Below are 17,819 nucleotides of genomic sequence, written 5' to 3'. Positions count from 1 at the left end.
CGATCGCTTTTCAGCAACTTTTTGGCATACCTCTTATTGGGATTAGCGATTTTGGATTTTGGATTTTAGATTTTAGATTTTGGATTTTGGATTTGTCTTTCTCCCTTGTCCCCCTTGTCCCCTTGTCCCCTTGTCCCCTTGTCCCCCTTGTCCCCAGTCCCTACTCCCCAAAAACTGCTGTTCCAGTTCACGGTACTTAGGAATACCAATCAGTTCTTGAAAATCCTGAAAGCTAACCATGTCTGGAAAATCAGCCGTAGTACCTTGTTCTTTTAACTGATGAAAACAAGCGGTCATGACTTTTGTAACTGCCAGTAAAGCAGAAAGTGGAAAAAACACAATTTTAAAGCCCATTTGCTGTAACTCAGAGGCAGAAAGTTGAGGAGTTTTGCCACCTTCTACGATATTTGCAACTAATGGCACATCGGGAAAAGCCGAAGCTATGCTTTGCAGTTCTTCAATAGATTGAGGGGCTTCTACAAACAGTGCATCCGCCCCAGCATCAATATAAGCACGACCTCGATGAATTGCCTCCTCCAAACCCAGAGGGGCGCGAGCATCAGTACGAGCGATAATAACCAACCCACTATCACCACGTGCTTGAATTGCTGCTTGAATTTTTCCTGCGTGTTCTGCCATAGGAACAACACGTTTCCCCTCAAAGTGACCGCATTTTTTGGGCCACTCTTGATCTTCCAAAATCACTCCAGCAATTCCCTGTTGTACCGCATCTTTGACTGTTCTGATCGCATTTAAAGCGTTGCCATAGCCAGTATCCATATCAGCAATCAGAGGAATATTAACTGACTGAGCAATCCGTCCCACGCTATACAGAGCTTCAGTAGCAGTGAGAAAACCATAGTCAGGCAAACCAAGTGTAGAAGCTGCAATACCAAAGCCACTAGTTGCTAAGACTTCAAAACCTGCTTGTTCGGCAAGCTTTGCTCCCAAACAATCATAAACGCCAGGAATTACCAAGATTTCAGGACGTTCTAGTAATTGTCGCAGTTGATTTGTAGAAGGTGAGTGCTTAGCGCTCAATGGCATAGAGTTGCAACCTGACAGCATCAAAAGTTTGCCGAGATATTTTAACACATGACTAATTTTTACAAGAAAGTGTGTTATCTTCGCTAAATTCTGGTATTATCCATCACACTATCTGTCATCGCTGTTTTCCTCTAACCCCTGTACGGGTGCAGTGCCCTGCGCCCATACTAGTAGGGGCGTGGCGGCAAAAGCGCCCCTACTAACCCCTGACCCTTTATAAATCACACAATTCAAGGTGTAGCTAGTGAGTCAGCAAACAAAAACAAAATGGGATAGACGCAACCAACAGGTTGCAACACCACCTACAGAAGTAAGGCGTAAGCGTAGAGCAACTGACCCCAGACGTCAGAGCAACGTTCAACCTCAGCAACAGACAGCATACTCTCAAAACAGACAAGGGTATCCGTCCGCACCTTTGAGAAGAAGAGTACCCCAACCACAACCTAAAACTCCAGGCTACAGGCAAGGGGAGTTAAGCAGCAGATCCGCAGTGCTTGAAGTTCCATATTCACAGGGAAACAATTTCGCCTACAGACAAGGGGAACAAAGGAGCAGATCTGCAGTTCTTGAAGCACCGTATCCACAGCCACCATATCCACAAGGAAAACATCCCAACTACAGACGGAGAAGACGCCGATATAAAGGTTCTCTCAAAAATCTTTTGATTTTGAGATTGGTGGCTTTGACGGTGATTGCAACTGGATTGGCTATCATGGGTTTTGGGTTGTATACCTTAGTGGGAGGATTATATGCTCTGATACACAAACCAATCCAACAGCAACCCACACAACAAGCAACCCCACACCCAACCCCACAGCCTACTTATCCCTCTTTTGTCCCTCCGCCATCCCCTAACTGGTCTGCAACAGATTCACGACCCATTCCCTCCCGTCAACCAGGGCATGAAAATATAGAAGTTGTTTATAATTTCCGAACGCCTCCTGAATTTAAGCAGAATCAGGAGTTACAAACAATTGTTAACAATGTTGTTAATTTAGCAGCAGATCGAGGCTTTCCGACACAGTCTTTATCAATTACTTTAATAGATGCTAAAACTGGTGAAATTGCTGGATATCAGCAAGAGACCTTAAAATATCCTGCAAGCGTCGCCAAGATGTTTTGGATGGTGTTTCTCTATGCACAAATAGCCAATGGTGTTTGGTCAGATGAAGCAGGTTTTTATCTGTATATTGCTAGAATGATTCAGGAGTCTGACAACGAAGCAGCTAGTTTTATTGTTGATAAAATAAGCGATACGGAATTTGAGCACAAGCTTGATGATGAAGAATTTGAAACATGGCGAAAGAAACGCGAACAGGTTACTCACTTTTTCGAGCAAGCCGGCTACGAAGGTATTAATTTGACTCACAAGACATATCCTATTGCTTCCCTTAAATTATTAGGACCACAGGGAAGTGAATTACGTATAAGAAAGAATCCTGACGATCCAAAAGATCCTTTTCGCAATGAAATCACAACGTTTCACTCTGCAAGACTTATGTATGAAACGTGTTATCTTCAGCAAGCTATTTCACCAGAAATTAGCAAAAAAATGTGTGGTTGGTTAAAAAGAGACTTGAATCCAGAGGTTTGGAAGAACCAACAGCAAGGTTTTAACCCGATTGTCGGTTTTCTCGGTCAGTCTTTAGCAGATACAGGCGTTAATTTTTATTCTAAAGCCGGTTGGACGACTGGTACCCGTCAAGAAGCTGCATTAATAGCAACAGCGGATGGGAAAACTGTTTATATTTTAGCGATCGGTGCTGACGATTCCATGTATGCTAAAGACTGGCAAATTTATCCAAAAATGTCTCGTTTTGTTTACGAACAAATGGTAGCGCGTCAACCACAAATACAAGGGAATAGGGAATAGGGGTTAGGAAAGAGGAATTTATGCCGCCAAACGACTCTGAACTGCAAAAGATGGCTCGGGAAATCCTGGATGCCATCGCCTTCACTCCCTTTGAGCAATGCCTTCCCTTGAGCCGCGAGTTTGGCAAAATTCCTGCTCGTCCTGGAATCTATGCCATCCAGCACAAAACTGATGGGTTGCTTTACATTGGCAAAACTAAGAGTCTACGGGGTCGTTTTGTTGGTGGGCATAAAGCTTTTTTGTGGGCGTGGCTCGACAAATATAGCTCGGAAGAGGTTCGTATTGCTGTGCAGCCAATTTCTTACTGGGAAAACCCTGCGCTATTATTAGAGCTAGAAGCCATCATCTTAAGAAGCTCCGAACCCCCTTATAATGTCCAAATACCAAGCGAATAGTAAAGCTATGCAAGCAAAACTTTTGGAGCAACTTTCCTCCTCTGATGCCGAAGTCATCTTGGAACGCTTACCTGAACGAATTAAAGCTGCCCTAATTGCTCGTGCCACTGAAATTGAGTATCCAGTTGAAGCAGTTATTGAGATGGCGATCGCCAGCTTCCTCGATACAGAGGCATTAGGTTTTGCAGATTGTAAACCAGGACGCGGACAATAAAATCGTAACGCATTGCCAGCGTTTGTAGACAGATTGTTTGTCACCAATCTAAATCCCTCTGCATTGGCTGTTCGATCAATTTCTACAAATTATTGTTAGAAAACCTAAAAATCAGACTCACCTAAAGTAAAGTTATAAGCACGAAGAACTTGACTTGTAATTTGTCGTTGCAGTCAAATAATCTGTCGCCCTACAATTGGTAAACAATTAAGGGCAAAGGGGATAGTTAAATGTTAAAAGAACTTCACCTCCAGCAAGTTGGCCCAACCGACCATTTTGATGTTGAATTCAGCGCTCGACTCAATATATTTACAGGTGATAACGGTTTAGGTAAAAGCTTTTTACTTGATGTTGCTTGGTGGGTACTGACTGGAAATTGGGTAGACCAACCTGCTTATCCACGTAGACATACAGAGGAATTACCAAAAATTCTCTCCAAAATTGATACACGAAATGGGAGACTTCTTTTTCATGAAATAGACTTTGAGAGCTACTTTGATTTTTCCGAGCAGAAATGGCAAGGGAATTGGTCTTTGGATAACTTCTCAAAAAGTGTAGTCATTTACGTGCGCGTTGATGGTGGTTTTTCAGTTTTTGACCCCGCTCGTAAACGGGATAATGCTTATAACTTTAATTCAGATACTCTTTGGAATGGCTTAAAACAAAAGGGTAAAGTTCTTTGTAACGGTCTAATTCAAGATTGGGTAACATGGCAAAACCAACCCAACAAATATCCTTTTCAACTCTTTACCAACGTCATTAAAAAACTTGCACCTCATCCTGATGAATGGATAGAGATTGGAGAACCTAAGCGAGTTTCTGTGGAAGACGTGCGCGATATTCCTACAATTAATTTGCCCTATGGTAATGTTCCTGTCACTCAAGCTTCAGCAGGGATGAAGAGGATTTTGGGACTTGCTTATTTACTTGTGTGGACTTGGTACGAACATAACATAGAAAAAACAAAACGCCACCTAATAAACAAATACAACTTTAGTGGGAATGATAGGTATATGGAAATTATATCTCTAATAAAAAAATAGCCTGTTTGGAGATATATAAATTTCTTGATAAACGTTTCCACTTATGTAACGCTATCTTAGATAACGCATTGATAGTATACACCTATTGTTTTTAATATAAATACCGTACAAAGTCGAGTTAATATGCCTTCTAGAGCGGAACAGATTGCCAACATTATTGAGCGTAGATCGAGTTATCTTCCGACGAAAATTGCAAAAGTTGAAAAAGAGCTTCAGGCACAAGCGTCTAACTTATATCAGTTGGAAGATTGCCGAAAGTTATTATTACAAGAAAATGCTATTCTTCAAGTTAAAAATTATTTAAAAAAAATTGATTTTAGTGATATTCAACAGCGCATTAAATCGGAACTGCTTGTGTTGTCTAAACTCAGGAATCGCTTTTCCAGAAATACCCTGAATATTGGCGTTATGGGGTTGATGGGACAAGGAAAGAGTACCTTGCTCAAGAGTTTAAGTGGACTTACCGATCGGGAAATTCCAGCCTATGAGGGAGCAGCTTGTACAGCCGTTCGTAGCCTGGTTCATAACAAGCAAGGTTCAGTTGAAGTTAGAGTCATTCTGCATTCAGAAACAACTTTTTTAGAGGAAGTCATTCTTCCTTACTACAAATCGCTCAAACTCATGCCTGAACCGCAACGCTACCAATGGCGCAAGGTTGACACAGATCTTTACGATATTGCTGCTCAAAAGTTGAATAACCGGTTCTTTCGTACATAGCGTGCTAAATTTTCATTAAAATCTACAAGTATGCTTGTATTTACAAGGCTTACAGGCACTTATAATTTCAATTTTAACAAGGAGTAACATTTTGAAACTAATAATAGCTGTAAGCTAAGCCCAGCAATAGTTTTAAGCTTATTTTTCTACAATTTTAGCACGCTAAGTACGCAAGAGCCAGATTTCTTCAGAGAAGATGAACAGTATCACAAAGTGGCAGTAGTCGTAACACCTGTGCAAACCATTGGACACATTACCTTTTCTCATGCTGAAACTATTAATGGTTATACGCGGTTCTTTTATAACAAAGTACCGATAGATGCGCCTTATCGGCAACGGATTGTTTACAAGGGCAATGTCTGGAAAGCACCTAAAACTGAAGCTGAAAAAAAAACATCAGTACCGACACCAGAAACATTACTACCAACACAACCACCAATACCACTTCCATCTCCAACAGTTCCGAGTCGTCTCATAATCGTCATGTTGGGTCTCGTAATTCTGATAGCAATTCTGATAATTGTTTATCACAAGACCCCAACTCCAATTCCAACCCCAACTCCAACTACAATTCCAACTCCAACCCCGACTCCAACCTCAACCACAATACCCAAAGAGAAGATATCCAACGAGACACTCAGCAATCCGAATTCTCTTCAGTCAGCCAACAGTCCGGTATTACCAGGCAATCAGACCCAGTTCCCCCAAACTCGATCGCCAAACTCTTAACTGGTTACGATCGGCTTGTTGTGCATAACGCAATCAGTCCTTTGCATCAAAATGATGTTGATAAACTTTCTCGTTTAATTGACGCTTTAAAACGAGTTAACCAAAATAATAAATCATGTAAGACGCCTAAAGTACTTAACGAGGTAGAGCAGTATCTTAACCAATGCTTAATAAATTTAAATTCAGATGCTTCAGAACTCTTACAAGAAAAACCTAGAGAATGGTTGCAAATAATTTATAATTGGGTGCCAAATGGATTGGCGATTCATGGGGAGATAAATTATCTTAACTCCAATCAAAAAAAAGAACTGCTAGCACTAGGTTATTTCTTACAAGGGACGTTAAAAACAAAAGAAGAGAGGGATTACATAGGAAAAATTTTACGTTCTTTTTTAGAAACAATTAAGACATTCCAAAGTACTCTACCTCCTCAGTAATAGGGCTTTGAAGCTATGATATTGACTTGGTGAGAAATTATCTGAAAAACTTCTCTAGATTTATAGGTGCAAGATATAACCATAGTAATTACTCCGTTCTTTCAGGGAACTGTTGTCTGAGAAACTGCTCAAATGTCAGAACAGCATCGTACTGGTCGGGCATATCAATATATTGCAGTAACACATTTGGCTATTTGCAAAAAAACTTCAACCAATCAATCGCGGCGATCGCTACAGGAGAATAATAACTTACTGAAACTCAAATATTGTGGAGATGGAGGGATTCAAACCCATCTTGCTCCGGCACAAACAGCACTAAGCGGCTGTTCAAAATATTGCTAAATTAAAGCTTTTAAAGTATTATTTTGAAATTTGGGTTCAAACAAGGATTCAAAATCTATGTATTCAAAGTCAAAAGACAACAAAGTAAGTATTATTGCTCATGGTAAGTCTCTAAAATTAGTGCTCCCTAGGGCTTGGGCAAAAGATGGTAAGCAAGTCAAAGTATCGTTAGGCTTAAAGGATAATGAAGATGGTTGGAGAGAAGCGGAACTAATAGCACAGCAAATAGAAAGAGACTATGCACAAGATCGATTAAAACCACTTAATGAGTACAAATACGATAAAGATAAAGAACAAAAACCCAAGCTATCGTTAATACCTTCAAATGACGTTCAACTTATAGAATTGTGGGACAAATACGTAAATTTTCGAGCCAACAATAAACAAGTTGCAGAAACAACTGTAATTTTAAACTATCAAAGAGTATCTGGACATATTCAAAAAAATCCCTACAAACTCTTAAGTCAAAGTCATGAAATGTTTACATTTTTGGTAGAAAATAATTCTCTAAAAACAGCTAAAAGAATAATCACTCAGTGGAATGCCTGTTGTCATTGGGCGTTAACAATGAAGTATATTTCCAAGAATCCTTTTGAAGGACTAGCAGCAACAATTAAGGAACCTAAAAATAAAAAGTCAATCGAGGAGCAAATAGAAGATACAGATTTTATTGATATTGACCCTTTTACTATTGATGAAATGAGAAAAATTTTAGAAGCGTTTAAAAACCATCATAAGTATCATCACTATTACTCATTAGTAAAATTTTTCTTTTTAACAGGTTGTAGAACATCAGAAGCAGTTGGATTAAGATGGCGACACATTAACAATGACTGTTCAATGGTTACTTTCCAAGAAGCTGTAGTGTGTGCATCAGGAAAACTAATTACTAAACGATTAAAAAATCAGGATTTTAGGAAGTTTCCGTGCAATAAAGAATTACAAAATTTATTGCTATCAATTAAGCCAAACATCATAGGAGAAGACGATAGGATCTTCAAAAGCTTAACTGGTAAAACAATTCGTGCAGATGTATTCAATGGTTTTGTATGGCGTGGTTGTGAAAATAAAGGAGCCACTTATGTTGGTATTGTTCAACAGCTAGCCGAAGATGGCGCAATTGACCATTATCGACCACAGTACCAAACACGCCATACTTTCATAACTTTGGCACTAGAAAAAGGTATGGAAGTCAAAGATATAGCAAGACTAGTAGGGAATAGTCCAGAAATAATCTATAAGCATTATGCTGGAAGCCGTTTAGAGTCTATCACAGTTCCCGATCTAAACATTTAAGGAGTACTTAAAAAATAAGTAGCACACTAAGTGTAGGAGAAAGTTGGGATTAATTGGACACCTTGACTTTCTTTACATTTTCGCATCACCTCTATAAGGGTAGCCAGAGCATTGTTTTACTAGAAAACCACTCATCTATTAAAATTGGCATACCGCAATGGTAGCAGCTACTTAAAGGGTAGGTGATTGTCATCCCTCTACACATGGGACTGACGTAAAAGCATATAGCTAGTACGCCAACTTAAACATGACTGCCTAAGCTTTTTGAAATAATAAACTTGGTGTCGGGTTTAGATCGCTGATAGAACCTTATTCCTATATTTCTAGCGGCGTTCAAACCTGAATGAATCCAGTATCCATTATGGGCAATAGCGTGCAATCCTGGCATATACTTCTCGTTCTTGTATCTTGTTAACCAGATTTTCTCATTATTGGCTAGTAAGTCTGCTAATTGATGATCTGACGTTCTAATTAATTCAGTATTATCAATAGCAGAGAACTTTGAAGTATTTTTTGGAGAAACTCTAGAAGTTAAAATATTAAATTTTGTTCTAGCAATATGACAAGTACGATCAACTATTTTTGACTTCAACCAGTATGCACGCTTTTGGTTTGATCTAGCAGAATATTTACCTCTTTGAGGACGTAGATTGCCTAAGTGTTCAAACACAATCACTCGGCAATGATGCTCGTTGGCAAACTCTGCGATCTGGGATGCGATTCTATAACCCTCACTTCGTTCTCTTCTACTAATTTTTGACCAAATGGTGCTAGCAAACCCCTTACCAATAGTCCCAGTCTGGTTCATTTTCTTTGCGATCTTCCCTAGTTCCCTCTTCCTACGTCTGACATGAGAAGCGTGTCCTTTTATGAAGTGTCTCGCTACTTCTTTTACTTCTGAGTTAACGTCGGGTTCTAGAATTGAAAGAGTGCAAATTGTGTCGCCATCTAAATCAATATCAACCGAGCATACACGCTCGTTTTGTAATGCTTTTAATCCTCCCGTTGCATCATGATATCTTTCTAACGTCCAATTTATCCAACAAGAACCATCTCTTTTAATCACGATACTTGGACAACCTTTTCCCCATGCAGCATCAAACAAATAAGCCGAATAATTAAATCTTACCCATGCCCAATTGTGATTTTTTCTAATTTTCAGAATGACCGAGTTACCCGTGTCATCCTTAAACATACTGTACTTGTAATAGGTTGGGCTATCAAACACTTCTGCGGGAAGTAGTGGTGGTTTTGATGGTTTGTGTTTCTTATTCTTTTTGAGAGAACGAGTTAATCGTTTAGCCTCATTTACCTCCCAGTTTTTATAATTAGAACGCCACGATTTATAATGACCACACGCAGTACTAATTACATCCCACCTTAAATCCCGTGGCATATCTTGAAACAGAAAGGGGTATTTTGCGTCGTCACCTAAAGTTAATTCTTCATAAGCTTGACGCATTTGAGCCTGACTCAGATCCACCGACTCAGGATGCTGATTAATAACCTGAATATAAAAAGCAACACTCTCTCTATAAACTTGTAGTGTTTCGTTTAAATCAATGCCATCCCGAATCAGCTTAGCTCTTAGAGTTTTCGTCTCTATACGCTTCCCTTTTTGTTTTTTTAATGCCATAACTCTGCTCGACCTCCAAAGCTGGTCTGTTCAATATATTGCTATTTGTCTTATTTGTCAAGGCTATTTTGATAATCCTGTTCTATTTTTTTTTCATAGTGTCGGAGAAAATATAATTGGCTGCTAAAACAATGCATTATAGACATAAAGTCTTGCATCAATTCATCATGGGGGCTTAGCAATGAAATTGTTAAGTACTACAATCTGACAATCATGAAGATTACACAACCATTCAAAAAAATCAAAACCAAATCTAACCAACCTGTGGTTGTTGCTACGACAATTAAGGAGATTTGCTTTAAGAAAACTCGTTCTATTAAGCCTAAGAATTTTTGGCGCTGAAAATTTAATCTTGATCCTATCTCACTAATACACTCATTCCCAGGGGATTTTTCTTGGAGATCTAATAGTTGTGCTTGCAAATCGTCTTTTTGGCTTTGGGTAGAAACTCGTGCATACAATACGGTTTTTTTATTTCCTGGTAACTTTAAATGCTTTTCAATTGAATTCGCATTATATCTTCGGTGATTGCTACCGGGCATTGTCAAGCAGCGAAGCGCTGCAATTCGGTCATGCACTCTATTATCCCTTTGTCGGCTAAACGGCTAAGGGTTTTAGGGTGGATATTATATCTTTCACTAGCTTCTTTAGGTGATAAGTACATATTAGACTTACTGGCTACTTTATCCCTTGAATATTCTAATAATATATCCCAATAATCAATTATTAGGTGTCACGTCAATAAACAAGAAAAGCTAGGCTTTTAAAGCTAGCTTTTTCCTCAGGTATTTAGCTAAAATAGCTAGAACCCTTGTATAACGGAGAGGGAGGGATTCGAACCCTCGAACACGTTGCCGCGTTACAGCATTTCCAGTGCTGCGCCTTCAACCGCTCGGCCACCTCTCCAAGATGTCACGATTTACCATAGTACAAGCAAGTCTAGGAAAACGCAATAGGTTTCCTCTAAAATAATTCAAAATCTCAAATCAAAAATTCAGATGTCCCAAACTTACACTGTAAGAGTTCGCGATCGCGCTAAGGGTATTGTTCACACGCTACAAGTTCCCGATGACCGCTACATCCTGCATACGGGAGAAAAACAAGGCGTGGAACTGCCATTTTCTTGTCGAAATGGGGCTTGTACCACTTGTGCTGTTAGGGTACTGTCGGGAGAAATTTACCAACCAGAGGCAGTTGGGCTATCCCCAGAATTAAGAAAGAAAGGTTATGCTCTGTTATGTGTGAGTTATGCCCGTTCCGATTTAGATGTAGAGACACAGGACGAAGATGAAGTTTATGAACTACAGTTTGGACAATATTTTGCTCGGGGGAGAGTTCGGAAGGGCTTACCGCTAGATGAAGAGTGAAATTAGCCTCACGCAAAGACGCAAAGGCGCAATGGTAGTTAGGATTCTAACTTTACTGTGTTTATTGCTATTGGTAGGTTGTCAACCGCAAAAGAAGGTGGAAGATCCAAACCGAGTAGTGGTTAAGGTAGCACAGGTTGTGAGCGGGCAAACTCTGGAAGTGGTCGGTATAGGCGAACAACCTAGTTTAATTACTCAAGTACGGTTGCTGAATATCGATGCACCAGATTTGCAGCAACGTCCTTGGGGTGATGCAGCAAAACAACGCTTAGAAACGCTGATTGGAGGCGAACAATTTGTCACGCTGGAGTTTGACGTGGAAGTGAAAGACTCTTTTGGCAGAACTTTGGCTTATGCTTGGAAAGATAGGGTTTTGTTGAACCAACAGTTAGTGAAAGAAGGACACGGGCTGTTTGCACCGCGATCGCCCAACAACAAATACGATCGCCGTTTGGAGCGTGCTCAACAATGGGCGAGACTCATGGGGGAAGGCATTTGGAACCCGCAAAAACCCATGCGTCTCACTCCTGGTGAATTTCGGCGTCAGTATCGTTAGAGAATAGTTATTGGTTAGTGGTTAGTGGTTAGTAGATAGTAGTTAACAACTAACAACTAACAACTAACAACTAACAACCAACAACTAACAACCAACGTATGAATAACTTACAAACCTTCTTAGACATTGCTACGGAAGCAGCCCTTGCTGCAGGTGCGGTGTTGGAAGATTATTTAGGGAAGATAGAAGATGCTGTTGTTGAAAAGGGGCGACCTGGGGATCTAGTAACGGCTGCTGATAAAGCTTCAGAGATTGTGATTTTAGATATTGTGCGGCGTCACTTTCCCCAACATTCCATTTTAGCTGAGGAATCCGGAAAACTGGGCAATCAAGATAATGAATTTCTTTGGGCGATCGATCCTCTAGATGGTACTACCAACTTTGCCCACCAATACCCCTTCTTCGCTGTTTCTATTGGGCTGTTGATTCATGGTGTCCCACAAGTTGGTGTGATTTACGATCCTTTCCATGATGAATTATTCCGTGCGGCGCAAGGTTTGGGTGCTACGCGCAATCGCCGCCCAATTCAAGTTTCAAGTACGTCTGAATTGAGTAAGAGTTTGTTAGTTACGGGATTTGCTTACGACCGTCGTGAAACTTCAGACAATAACTACGCAGAATTTTGTCACCTAACCCATCTTACTCAAGGAGTTCGGCGCAGTGGTTCCGCATCTCTAGATTTGGCTCACGTTGCTTGCGGGCGTATCGATGGCTACTGGGAACGAGGTCTTTCGCCCTGGGATATTGCTGCTGGTGTGATTCTATTACGAGAAGCTGGGGGAAAGGTGACAGCATATGACGGTAGCCCCTTAGATATAGCCTCAGGAAGGATTCTTGCCACTAATAGTTATATTCACGAGAGTTTGAGCCAAGAACTTATACAGGTGCCATCGCTATCTACGTGGAAGCGATAAGCTTGTTAATTTTATAGCCATTTCTCAGAAGCAAAGTAAACTAGAGAAATCCTATAAACCCTATTGGTGCAACACCTGTTACATATATGTCATTCAAGATAGAACGCGGTCTTTTTAGATACGATTTCATCGACCATCACGCAATTCTTTGCGTGTGTGTTGATGCGGATGTGAAAGATATTCGCAAACGCTACCTCAAAATCGCTCGTCGCTTGCACCCTGATAGTTGTGAGGCGCAAAGCAGTGCTGAAAAACAACTGGCTGGTGAATTGTTGTCTAAGCTGGTAAACCCATCTTATGAAAAACTCTCTCAAGAGAAAAATAGATCGGAGAACCTTTTAGTGCTGTCACAAATGGGCAAGCGCTTGGTTCAAGAATCGGCTTCTGTAGAACTCACAACAGATTTAGCTAAGCAGCTTGCCAGTACATCTAATTTTGAACAAATTTATAGAAATGCGATCGCTAAAATTGCTGAAACTCAGTATGATTCTTTGCAGAAAGTACAACAGCTCATAGGCTTAGTCAGCGAGTTAAATTTGGTTTACTTAATGCGGACATCAGGTAAAACATTTGCCGCCCCACAACCAGTCACTCCACCCAAAGCCCAAACACCTCCCCCAACAAACAACACACCTGTACCCCCACCGCCACCTTCACCACCTAAAGAAGATTCAGCCGCGACTCATTATATCCGTCGCGCTCAAGAATTGATGGCAAAGAATCAACTGGCACAAGCTAGGGTAGAATTACAAGATGCCCTCAAGCTAGAGCCGAGTAATAGTCGCTGTCATAGCATGATTGGGTTAGTGTATTTGAAGCAAAATCAAATCACGATGGCAAAGGTTCATTTTGACCGCGCCCTACAATTAGACCCAAAAGACCAAACAGCGTCGGATGGGAAACGCAAAATTGAACAGATGACTGGTCAAAAACCCAATGGAACGAAGCCTGCAGCAACGTCTCCCAATGGGGCGAAACAACCAGATAAATCTGGGGGTGGCGGTTTGTTTGGTGGTTTGTTTGGTGGGAAGAAAAAGTAATGGTGTATCAACCGCCTGCGGGAGCTAGGGATTTATTACCCCTCGATGTGGCTCAAAAACGATGGATTGAAGAGAGGCTACAACAAGTTTTTCACCGTTGGGGGTATCACCAAATTATTACCTCAACGCTAGAACGTATGGATACGCTCATGGCGGGAGGAGCAATTCAACGCTCAACGGTGATTCAACTGCAAAATGCCGAAGATGAAGATTTGGGGCTGCGTCCAGAACTGACAGCTTCCATTGCTCGCACGGCTGTGACACGCATGGGTGGCGTCACCTATCCACAGCGCCTGTACTACAATGCCAATGTTTTCCAACGCACGCGAGAGTTGAAGCACAACCGCCAACAGGAATTTTATCAAGCTGGCGTGGAATTACTAGGAAGCGGAGGATTGCTTGCAGATGCAGATATTTTGCTGTTGCTAGCAAATTGTTTGCAAGCTCTGGGTTTACAACAGTGGCACTTAATTATAGGTGAGGCAGAAATTACTCGCTCGCTCATAAAGGCTTTTCCCCCGCATTTACAAGGAAAAGTGCGAAGTGCGATCGCTCATCTAGACCGCATTACAATAGACTCCTTACCTCTAACCGACGAACTCAAAGAACGTGCCAGAATCATGCTGGATTTGCGAGGGAATCCGGCTGATGTCTTGCAAAAAGTCAGCAGTTTGGGTTTAGACGAGCCTTTACAAGCAGCAGTCAATAACCTGAAAGCATTAGTAGAATTACTATATGAATCAGAAAAGATAAACACTAATTCACATCAAGGGACAGGGATGAAAATCATCCTTGACCTAAGTCTAATTCAAACATTAGATTACTACACGGGTATTGTGTTTGAGGTAGTGAGCGATACAGATGGACAAGCAAGGGTTGTGGGGCGAGGCGGTCGTTACGACCATCTTTTAGGGCTTTATCATCCGCAAGGAGAAAATATACCTGGAATTGGTTTTGCACTTCTCCTAGAAGATTTACAGCAAGTTCTCCTATCTAGCGGTCAATTACCACAAACAGCTCCACCGATTAATTGGTTAGTAGTACCAGAAGATAAGAGTGCATATACTGCGGCTTTCACCTATGCGAAAAAACTCCGAGATTCTACTCACTTAGTCAGAGTGGAAATAGATTTGGGAGGACGGAATGCAGACGAAATCCGAGAATATGCACGCGATCGTCATATTGCCCAGATTGCTTGGATTAAAGCTGATGGTTCCACAACGATTGAATCAGTGAGAAGTAACCAGTGACCGATGACCGGTACCACTTACCTCGTTCCCAGGCTCCGCCTGGGAATGCAGGCTGCGAGGCTCTGCCTCGGGACGCCTAGTGACATACTGGAGGCGGAGCCTCCCGATCGGGCATTCCCAGGTAGAACCTGGGAACGAGAGGACGAGAGGACGAGAGGACGAGAGGACGAGAGGACAAGAGGTGAGGGTGAGGGGGAGCTAAAGCAGTATTGTGCGGCATACTGAAGAACTTCTACATCGATATACTGAATTAGATACAGCAATTTTAATCCAATAAAGAGGGGAACTATGCCGCACACTATTGTTACTGACGTTTGTGAAGGCGTCGCGGATTGTGTGGATGCATGTCCGGTAGCCTGCATTCATGATGGTCCTGGTAAGAATGTCAAAGGAACCGATTGGTACTGGATTGACTATGCCACTTGTATCGACTGTGGCATCTGCATTCAAGTTTGCCCCGTAGAAGGGGCGATCGTTCCAGAAGAGCGACCAGATTTGCAAAAAACTCCTTCTTAAGTATTTCTACAGAAAAACTCTTTGAGAAAACAGGCACACAACAAAATTTGCCTGTTTTTATCGTAAAATTACAGTATAGTATGTTTCCTTCATAAAAGCTTAACAGTTGGTTTGTAAAAGTTTGATAAAAATGTAACAGTACATACTCTCTTGCCTAAAAAGTAAGTGCTCCTCCGTATAAATTACTGGGGTACTTCTCCTTTAAACAAACCATGCTAAAAATTTTTCGTGTATTTCTTAACAAAAACTTCTTCAAGATAAGTTTTGCTGCCACTGCCATCAGTCTGATGTCTGCTCACAGTGCGACAGCAGCGACATTTAATCTCGATAAATTTATCAAGTTACCCGGTTTGACAGGTGGCAATCCTAAAGGAACTGCTGTTTATTACGCGGAAATATCCAATCTTCCTTCCGATATCAAATCGATTACGATCGCTGATAGTGATAACAAGCAAGGTGGTACGACTGGAAGATTTAGTGGCTTTGATTTAGATGCCATTAAGATTAGTAACATTTTATTAAACGATGCAGCTAATATCAACAGCATCTCAAGTTTAAATGTATTTGATTTTACCTCTACTGGAGTTGCCCTCACTCCTGGAACACAACGCGATCCTGTCACTACAGTAGATGCTGTAGTTGGAACAGATTTATTTGGAGCGGTAAATGGTGCTGTAGATAACTCAGTGGCTACATTACAAAGTTTTGACGCCAACTCCACATCTGCTCTAGTGCAGAACTCCGCAAATCCTTCAACAGCTTTTGGATTTATCAGCTTGGGTGATGGTGGGAAAATATCGTTTAATCTTAAGGACGCTATTTCTTCCAATAGCAGCCCGTTATATCTTTACATTGGAGAAGTCGGCGATAACGGAGAAGTCGTTAACGGTGAAATTACTTTATCAGATAAGCCAGTTCAAGTACCAGAACCCACAGGTGTAGCTGCGTTCTCATTGCTTGGTTTGTGCTTTGCTATAGGGCAAGGTAAGAAAAGAACAGCTTCCTAAAGACTGCCAGATATCAAGAATACCCCGTAACTCTAGGTGAGTATTTAACGGAGTAATTCGGAGTAATAACCCGTTAATCTGATAAAATATGACTAGAGAGTTCTTTTCACGCCATATAGGTTGATTATTAAAACTACACATGACTGGGTAAATGTGTTTGAAATCAATTCTTTACCTTCAAGGAATGGCTTGAAATACTGATTAGAGCTCGATATGGCTATAACCACCACGGCGTAGGTGGTAGGGTCTAGATACGGCGTCCTAAGAGGTTTAAAAAGGATATAGCCATTTCTACTTTTTAAACGCTGCCAGAGATCGGACCGCGAACTAAATGAACAATCGTATATTTTGGGATTTACTCCGATTTACTGCGATATGTTGTTACGCCAGATGTATTTTATTAGAAAGCACCTTCCGTACTCAGTATGGAAGGTGCTTTTGTTTTTAATGCCTTTCAACAAACGAACGAACTGTAGTTAAATTAAAGATATTTTACTTATATTGTAAGAAAATTATGTCTAATTCACCAAGTTCATCCCCGATACTCGAAGCTCAAAACGTCCACGCCGGTTACATCAAAGATGTTGATATCCTGCAAGGTGTCAATTTCCGCGTAGAAACAGGAGAATTGGTTACAGTTATCGGTCCCAACGGTGCAGGCAAATCGACGCTAGCAAAAACTATCTTTGGGCTTTTGACTCCCCATACAGGGACAATTACTTTTAAAGGTGAGAATATCGTTGGGCTAAAGTCAAACCAAATCGTTCAACGAGGAATGTGCTACATACCACAAATTGCCAACGTTTTCCCATCCCTAAGCGTGGAAGAAAATTTAGAAATGGGAGCTTTTGTCCGTAATATTCCCCTAAAACCGCTTAAAGATAAAATATTTGCTATGTTTCCTAAGTTAAGCGATCGCCGTCAGCAACGTGCGGGTACTCTCTCAGGTGGGGAACGTCAAATGTTAGCAATGGGTAAAGCATTGATGTTAGAACCTAGTTTATTACTACTTGATGAACCATCTGCGGCATTATCTCCCATACTTGTCACACAAGTGTTCGAGCAGATTAAACAAATCAACCAAAGCGGTACGGCAATCGTACTTGTAGAACAAAATGCCCGTAAAGCTTTGGAAATGGCGCATCGCGGTTACGTACTCGAATCTGGGCGCGATGCAATTTCCGGTCCCGGTTTGGAATTACTCAACGATCCCAAGGTAGGCGAATTGTATCTGGGGGCTGGGAAGAGGCATTAAAATTTGTTAGTGGATAGTGGATAGTTGTTAGTGGATAGTGGATAGTTGTTAGTGGATAGTGGATAGTTGTTAGTGGATAGTGGATAGTTGTTAGTGGATAGTGGATAGTTGTTAGTGGATAGTGGATAGTTGTTAGTGGATAGTGGATAGTTGTTAGTGGATAGTGGATAGTTGTTAGTGGATAG

At 41.1% G+C, this 17,819-nt stretch carries 20 protein-coding genes and 1 tRNA gene; 17 read left to right on the top strand and 4 right to left on the bottom strand.

Going from position 1 to position 17,819, the window contains the following annotated elements:
• Nucleotides 1-72: 72 nt before the first annotated feature.
• Nucleotides 73-1,047, bottom strand: coding sequence for an oxaloacetate decarboxylase (locus F7734_RS21690; protein WP_243147011.1), 975 nt, complete (start codon nucleotides 1,045-1,047; stop codon nucleotides 73-75).
• A gap of 244 nt (nucleotides 1,048-1,291) precedes the next feature.
• Between F7734_RS21690 and F7734_RS66200 the strand changes: the two genes are divergently transcribed.
• The 9 genes from F7734_RS66200 to F7734_RS21645 all read left to right on the top strand — a co-directional run bounded on the left by F7734_RS66200 (nucleotide 1,292) and on the right by F7734_RS21645 (nucleotide 8,093).
• Nucleotides 1,292-2,920 carry a serine hydrolase gene (locus tag F7734_RS66200; protein WP_155746605.1) on the top strand — a complete coding sequence of 543 codons (1,629 nt, stop codon included), beginning with the start codon at nucleotides 1,292-1,294 and terminating at the stop codon, nucleotides 2,918-2,920.
• 20 nt (nucleotides 2,921-2,940) lie between these two features.
• Nucleotides 2,941-3,315 carry a GIY-YIG nuclease family protein gene (locus tag F7734_RS21680; RefSeq protein WP_155746604.1) on the top strand — a complete coding sequence of 125 codons (375 nt, stop codon included), beginning with the start codon at nucleotides 2,941-2,943 and terminating at the stop codon, nucleotides 3,313-3,315.
• 7 nt (nucleotides 3,316-3,322) lie between these two features.
• A complete protein-coding gene (locus F7734_RS21675) occupies nucleotides 3,323-3,529 on the top strand; it encodes a hypothetical protein (protein ID WP_155746603.1) in 207 nt (68 codons plus the stop codon).
• 230 nt (nucleotides 3,530-3,759) lie between these two features.
• Nucleotides 3,760-4,572, top strand: a complete 813-nt coding sequence (locus F7734_RS21670; RefSeq protein ID WP_155746602.1) for an AAA family ATPase — start codon at nucleotides 3,760-3,762, stop codon at nucleotides 4,570-4,572.
• A gap of 123 nt (nucleotides 4,573-4,695) precedes the next feature.
• Nucleotides 4,696-5,289: a hypothetical protein gene (locus tag F7734_RS21665; protein WP_155746601.1), complete on the top strand. Its 594-nt coding sequence runs from the start codon at nucleotides 4,696-4,698 to the stop codon at nucleotides 5,287-5,289.
• A gap of 213 nt (nucleotides 5,290-5,502) precedes the next feature.
• Nucleotides 5,503-6,018, top strand: a complete 516-nt coding sequence (locus tag F7734_RS21660; protein ID WP_155746600.1) for a hypothetical protein — start codon at nucleotides 5,503-5,505, stop codon at nucleotides 6,016-6,018.
• A 20-nt stretch (nucleotides 6,019-6,038) separates the two neighbouring features.
• The gene (locus F7734_RS21655; protein WP_207714170.1) at nucleotides 6,039-6,455 is read left to right on the top strand and encodes a hypothetical protein; all 417 of its coding nucleotides are present in this window, start codon (nucleotides 6,039-6,041) and stop codon (nucleotides 6,453-6,455) included.
• A gap of 132 nt (nucleotides 6,456-6,587) precedes the next feature.
• Nucleotides 6,588-6,797, top strand: a complete 210-nt coding sequence (locus F7734_RS21650) for a hypothetical protein (RefSeq protein ID WP_155746598.1) — start codon at nucleotides 6,588-6,590, stop codon at nucleotides 6,795-6,797.
• 57 nt (nucleotides 6,798-6,854) lie between these two features.
• Nucleotides 6,855-8,093, top strand: coding sequence for a tyrosine-type recombinase/integrase (locus F7734_RS21645; protein WP_155746597.1), 1,239 nt, complete (start codon nucleotides 6,855-6,857; stop codon nucleotides 8,091-8,093).
• 241 nt (nucleotides 8,094-8,334) lie between these two features.
• Here F7734_RS21645 and F7734_RS21640 read toward each other — a convergent pair whose 3' ends face one another.
• From F7734_RS21640 to F7734_RS21630, 3 genes are all read right to left on the bottom strand, one after another.
• Complete coding sequence (locus tag F7734_RS21640; protein WP_155746596.1) at nucleotides 8,335-9,729, bottom strand: hypothetical protein; 1,395 nt, start codon at nucleotides 9,727-9,729, stop codon at nucleotides 8,335-8,337.
• 197 nt (nucleotides 9,730-9,926) lie between these two features.
• Entirely contained in the window at nucleotides 9,927-10,307 is a 381-nt protein-coding gene (locus F7734_RS62175) for a recombinase family protein (RefSeq protein WP_207714169.1), read from the bottom strand.
• Between the two features lie 241 nt (nucleotides 10,308-10,548).
• A tRNA-Ser gene (locus F7734_RS21630) sits at nucleotides 10,549-10,635 on the bottom strand.
• Nucleotides 10,636-10,727: 92 nt separating this feature from the next.
• On the opposite strand from F7734_RS21630, the gene F7734_RS21625 reads away from it, so the two are divergent.
• The 8 genes from F7734_RS21625 (at nucleotide 10,728) to F7734_RS21590 (ending at nucleotide 17,634) form a co-directional block, all read left to right on the top strand.
• Nucleotides 10,728-11,096: a 2Fe-2S iron-sulfur cluster-binding protein gene (locus F7734_RS21625; protein WP_155746595.1), complete on the top strand. Its 369-nt coding sequence runs from the start codon at nucleotides 10,728-10,730 to the stop codon at nucleotides 11,094-11,096.
• A gap of 31 nt (nucleotides 11,097-11,127) precedes the next feature.
• Nucleotides 11,128-11,652 carry a thermonuclease family protein gene (locus F7734_RS21620; protein WP_155746594.1) on the top strand — a complete coding sequence of 175 codons (525 nt, stop codon included), beginning with the start codon at nucleotides 11,128-11,130 and terminating at the stop codon, nucleotides 11,650-11,652.
• A 98-nt stretch (nucleotides 11,653-11,750) separates the two neighbouring features.
• Complete coding sequence (locus F7734_RS21615; RefSeq protein ID WP_155746593.1) at nucleotides 11,751-12,566, top strand: inositol monophosphatase family protein; 816 nt, start codon at nucleotides 11,751-11,753, stop codon at nucleotides 12,564-12,566.
• Nucleotides 12,567-12,652: 86 nt separating this feature from the next.
• Nucleotides 12,653-13,606 carry a DnaJ domain-containing protein gene (locus tag F7734_RS21610; RefSeq protein WP_155746592.1) on the top strand — a complete coding sequence of 318 codons (954 nt, stop codon included), beginning with the start codon at nucleotides 12,653-12,655 and terminating at the stop codon, nucleotides 13,604-13,606.
• Entirely contained in the window at nucleotides 13,606-14,856 is a 1,251-nt protein-coding gene (locus tag F7734_RS21605; protein ID WP_155746591.1) for an ATP phosphoribosyltransferase regulatory subunit, read from the top strand. Before F7734_RS21610 ends, F7734_RS21605 begins: the two co-directional genes overlap by 1 nt.
• A 288-nt stretch (nucleotides 14,857-15,144) precedes the next feature.
• Complete coding sequence (locus F7734_RS21600) at nucleotides 15,145-15,372, top strand: 4Fe-4S dicluster domain-containing protein (RefSeq protein WP_050046643.1); 228 nt, start codon at nucleotides 15,145-15,147, stop codon at nucleotides 15,370-15,372.
• A 212-nt stretch (nucleotides 15,373-15,584) separates the two neighbouring features.
• Nucleotides 15,585-16,379, top strand: coding sequence for a PEP-CTERM sorting domain-containing protein (locus tag F7734_RS21595; protein ID WP_155746590.1), 795 nt, complete (start codon nucleotides 15,585-15,587; stop codon nucleotides 16,377-16,379).
• 514 nt (nucleotides 16,380-16,893) lie between these two features.
• Entirely contained in the window at nucleotides 16,894-17,634 is a 741-nt protein-coding gene (locus F7734_RS21590; protein ID WP_155746589.1) for an ABC transporter ATP-binding protein, read from the top strand.
• Nucleotides 17,635-17,819: the final 185 nt, after the last annotated feature.

It is taken from the genome of Scytonema sp. UIC 10036, from assembly GCF_009725235.1.
Note: the sequence above shows the minus strand (reverse complement) of the source record. Positions and strands in the feature narration are given on the sequence as shown.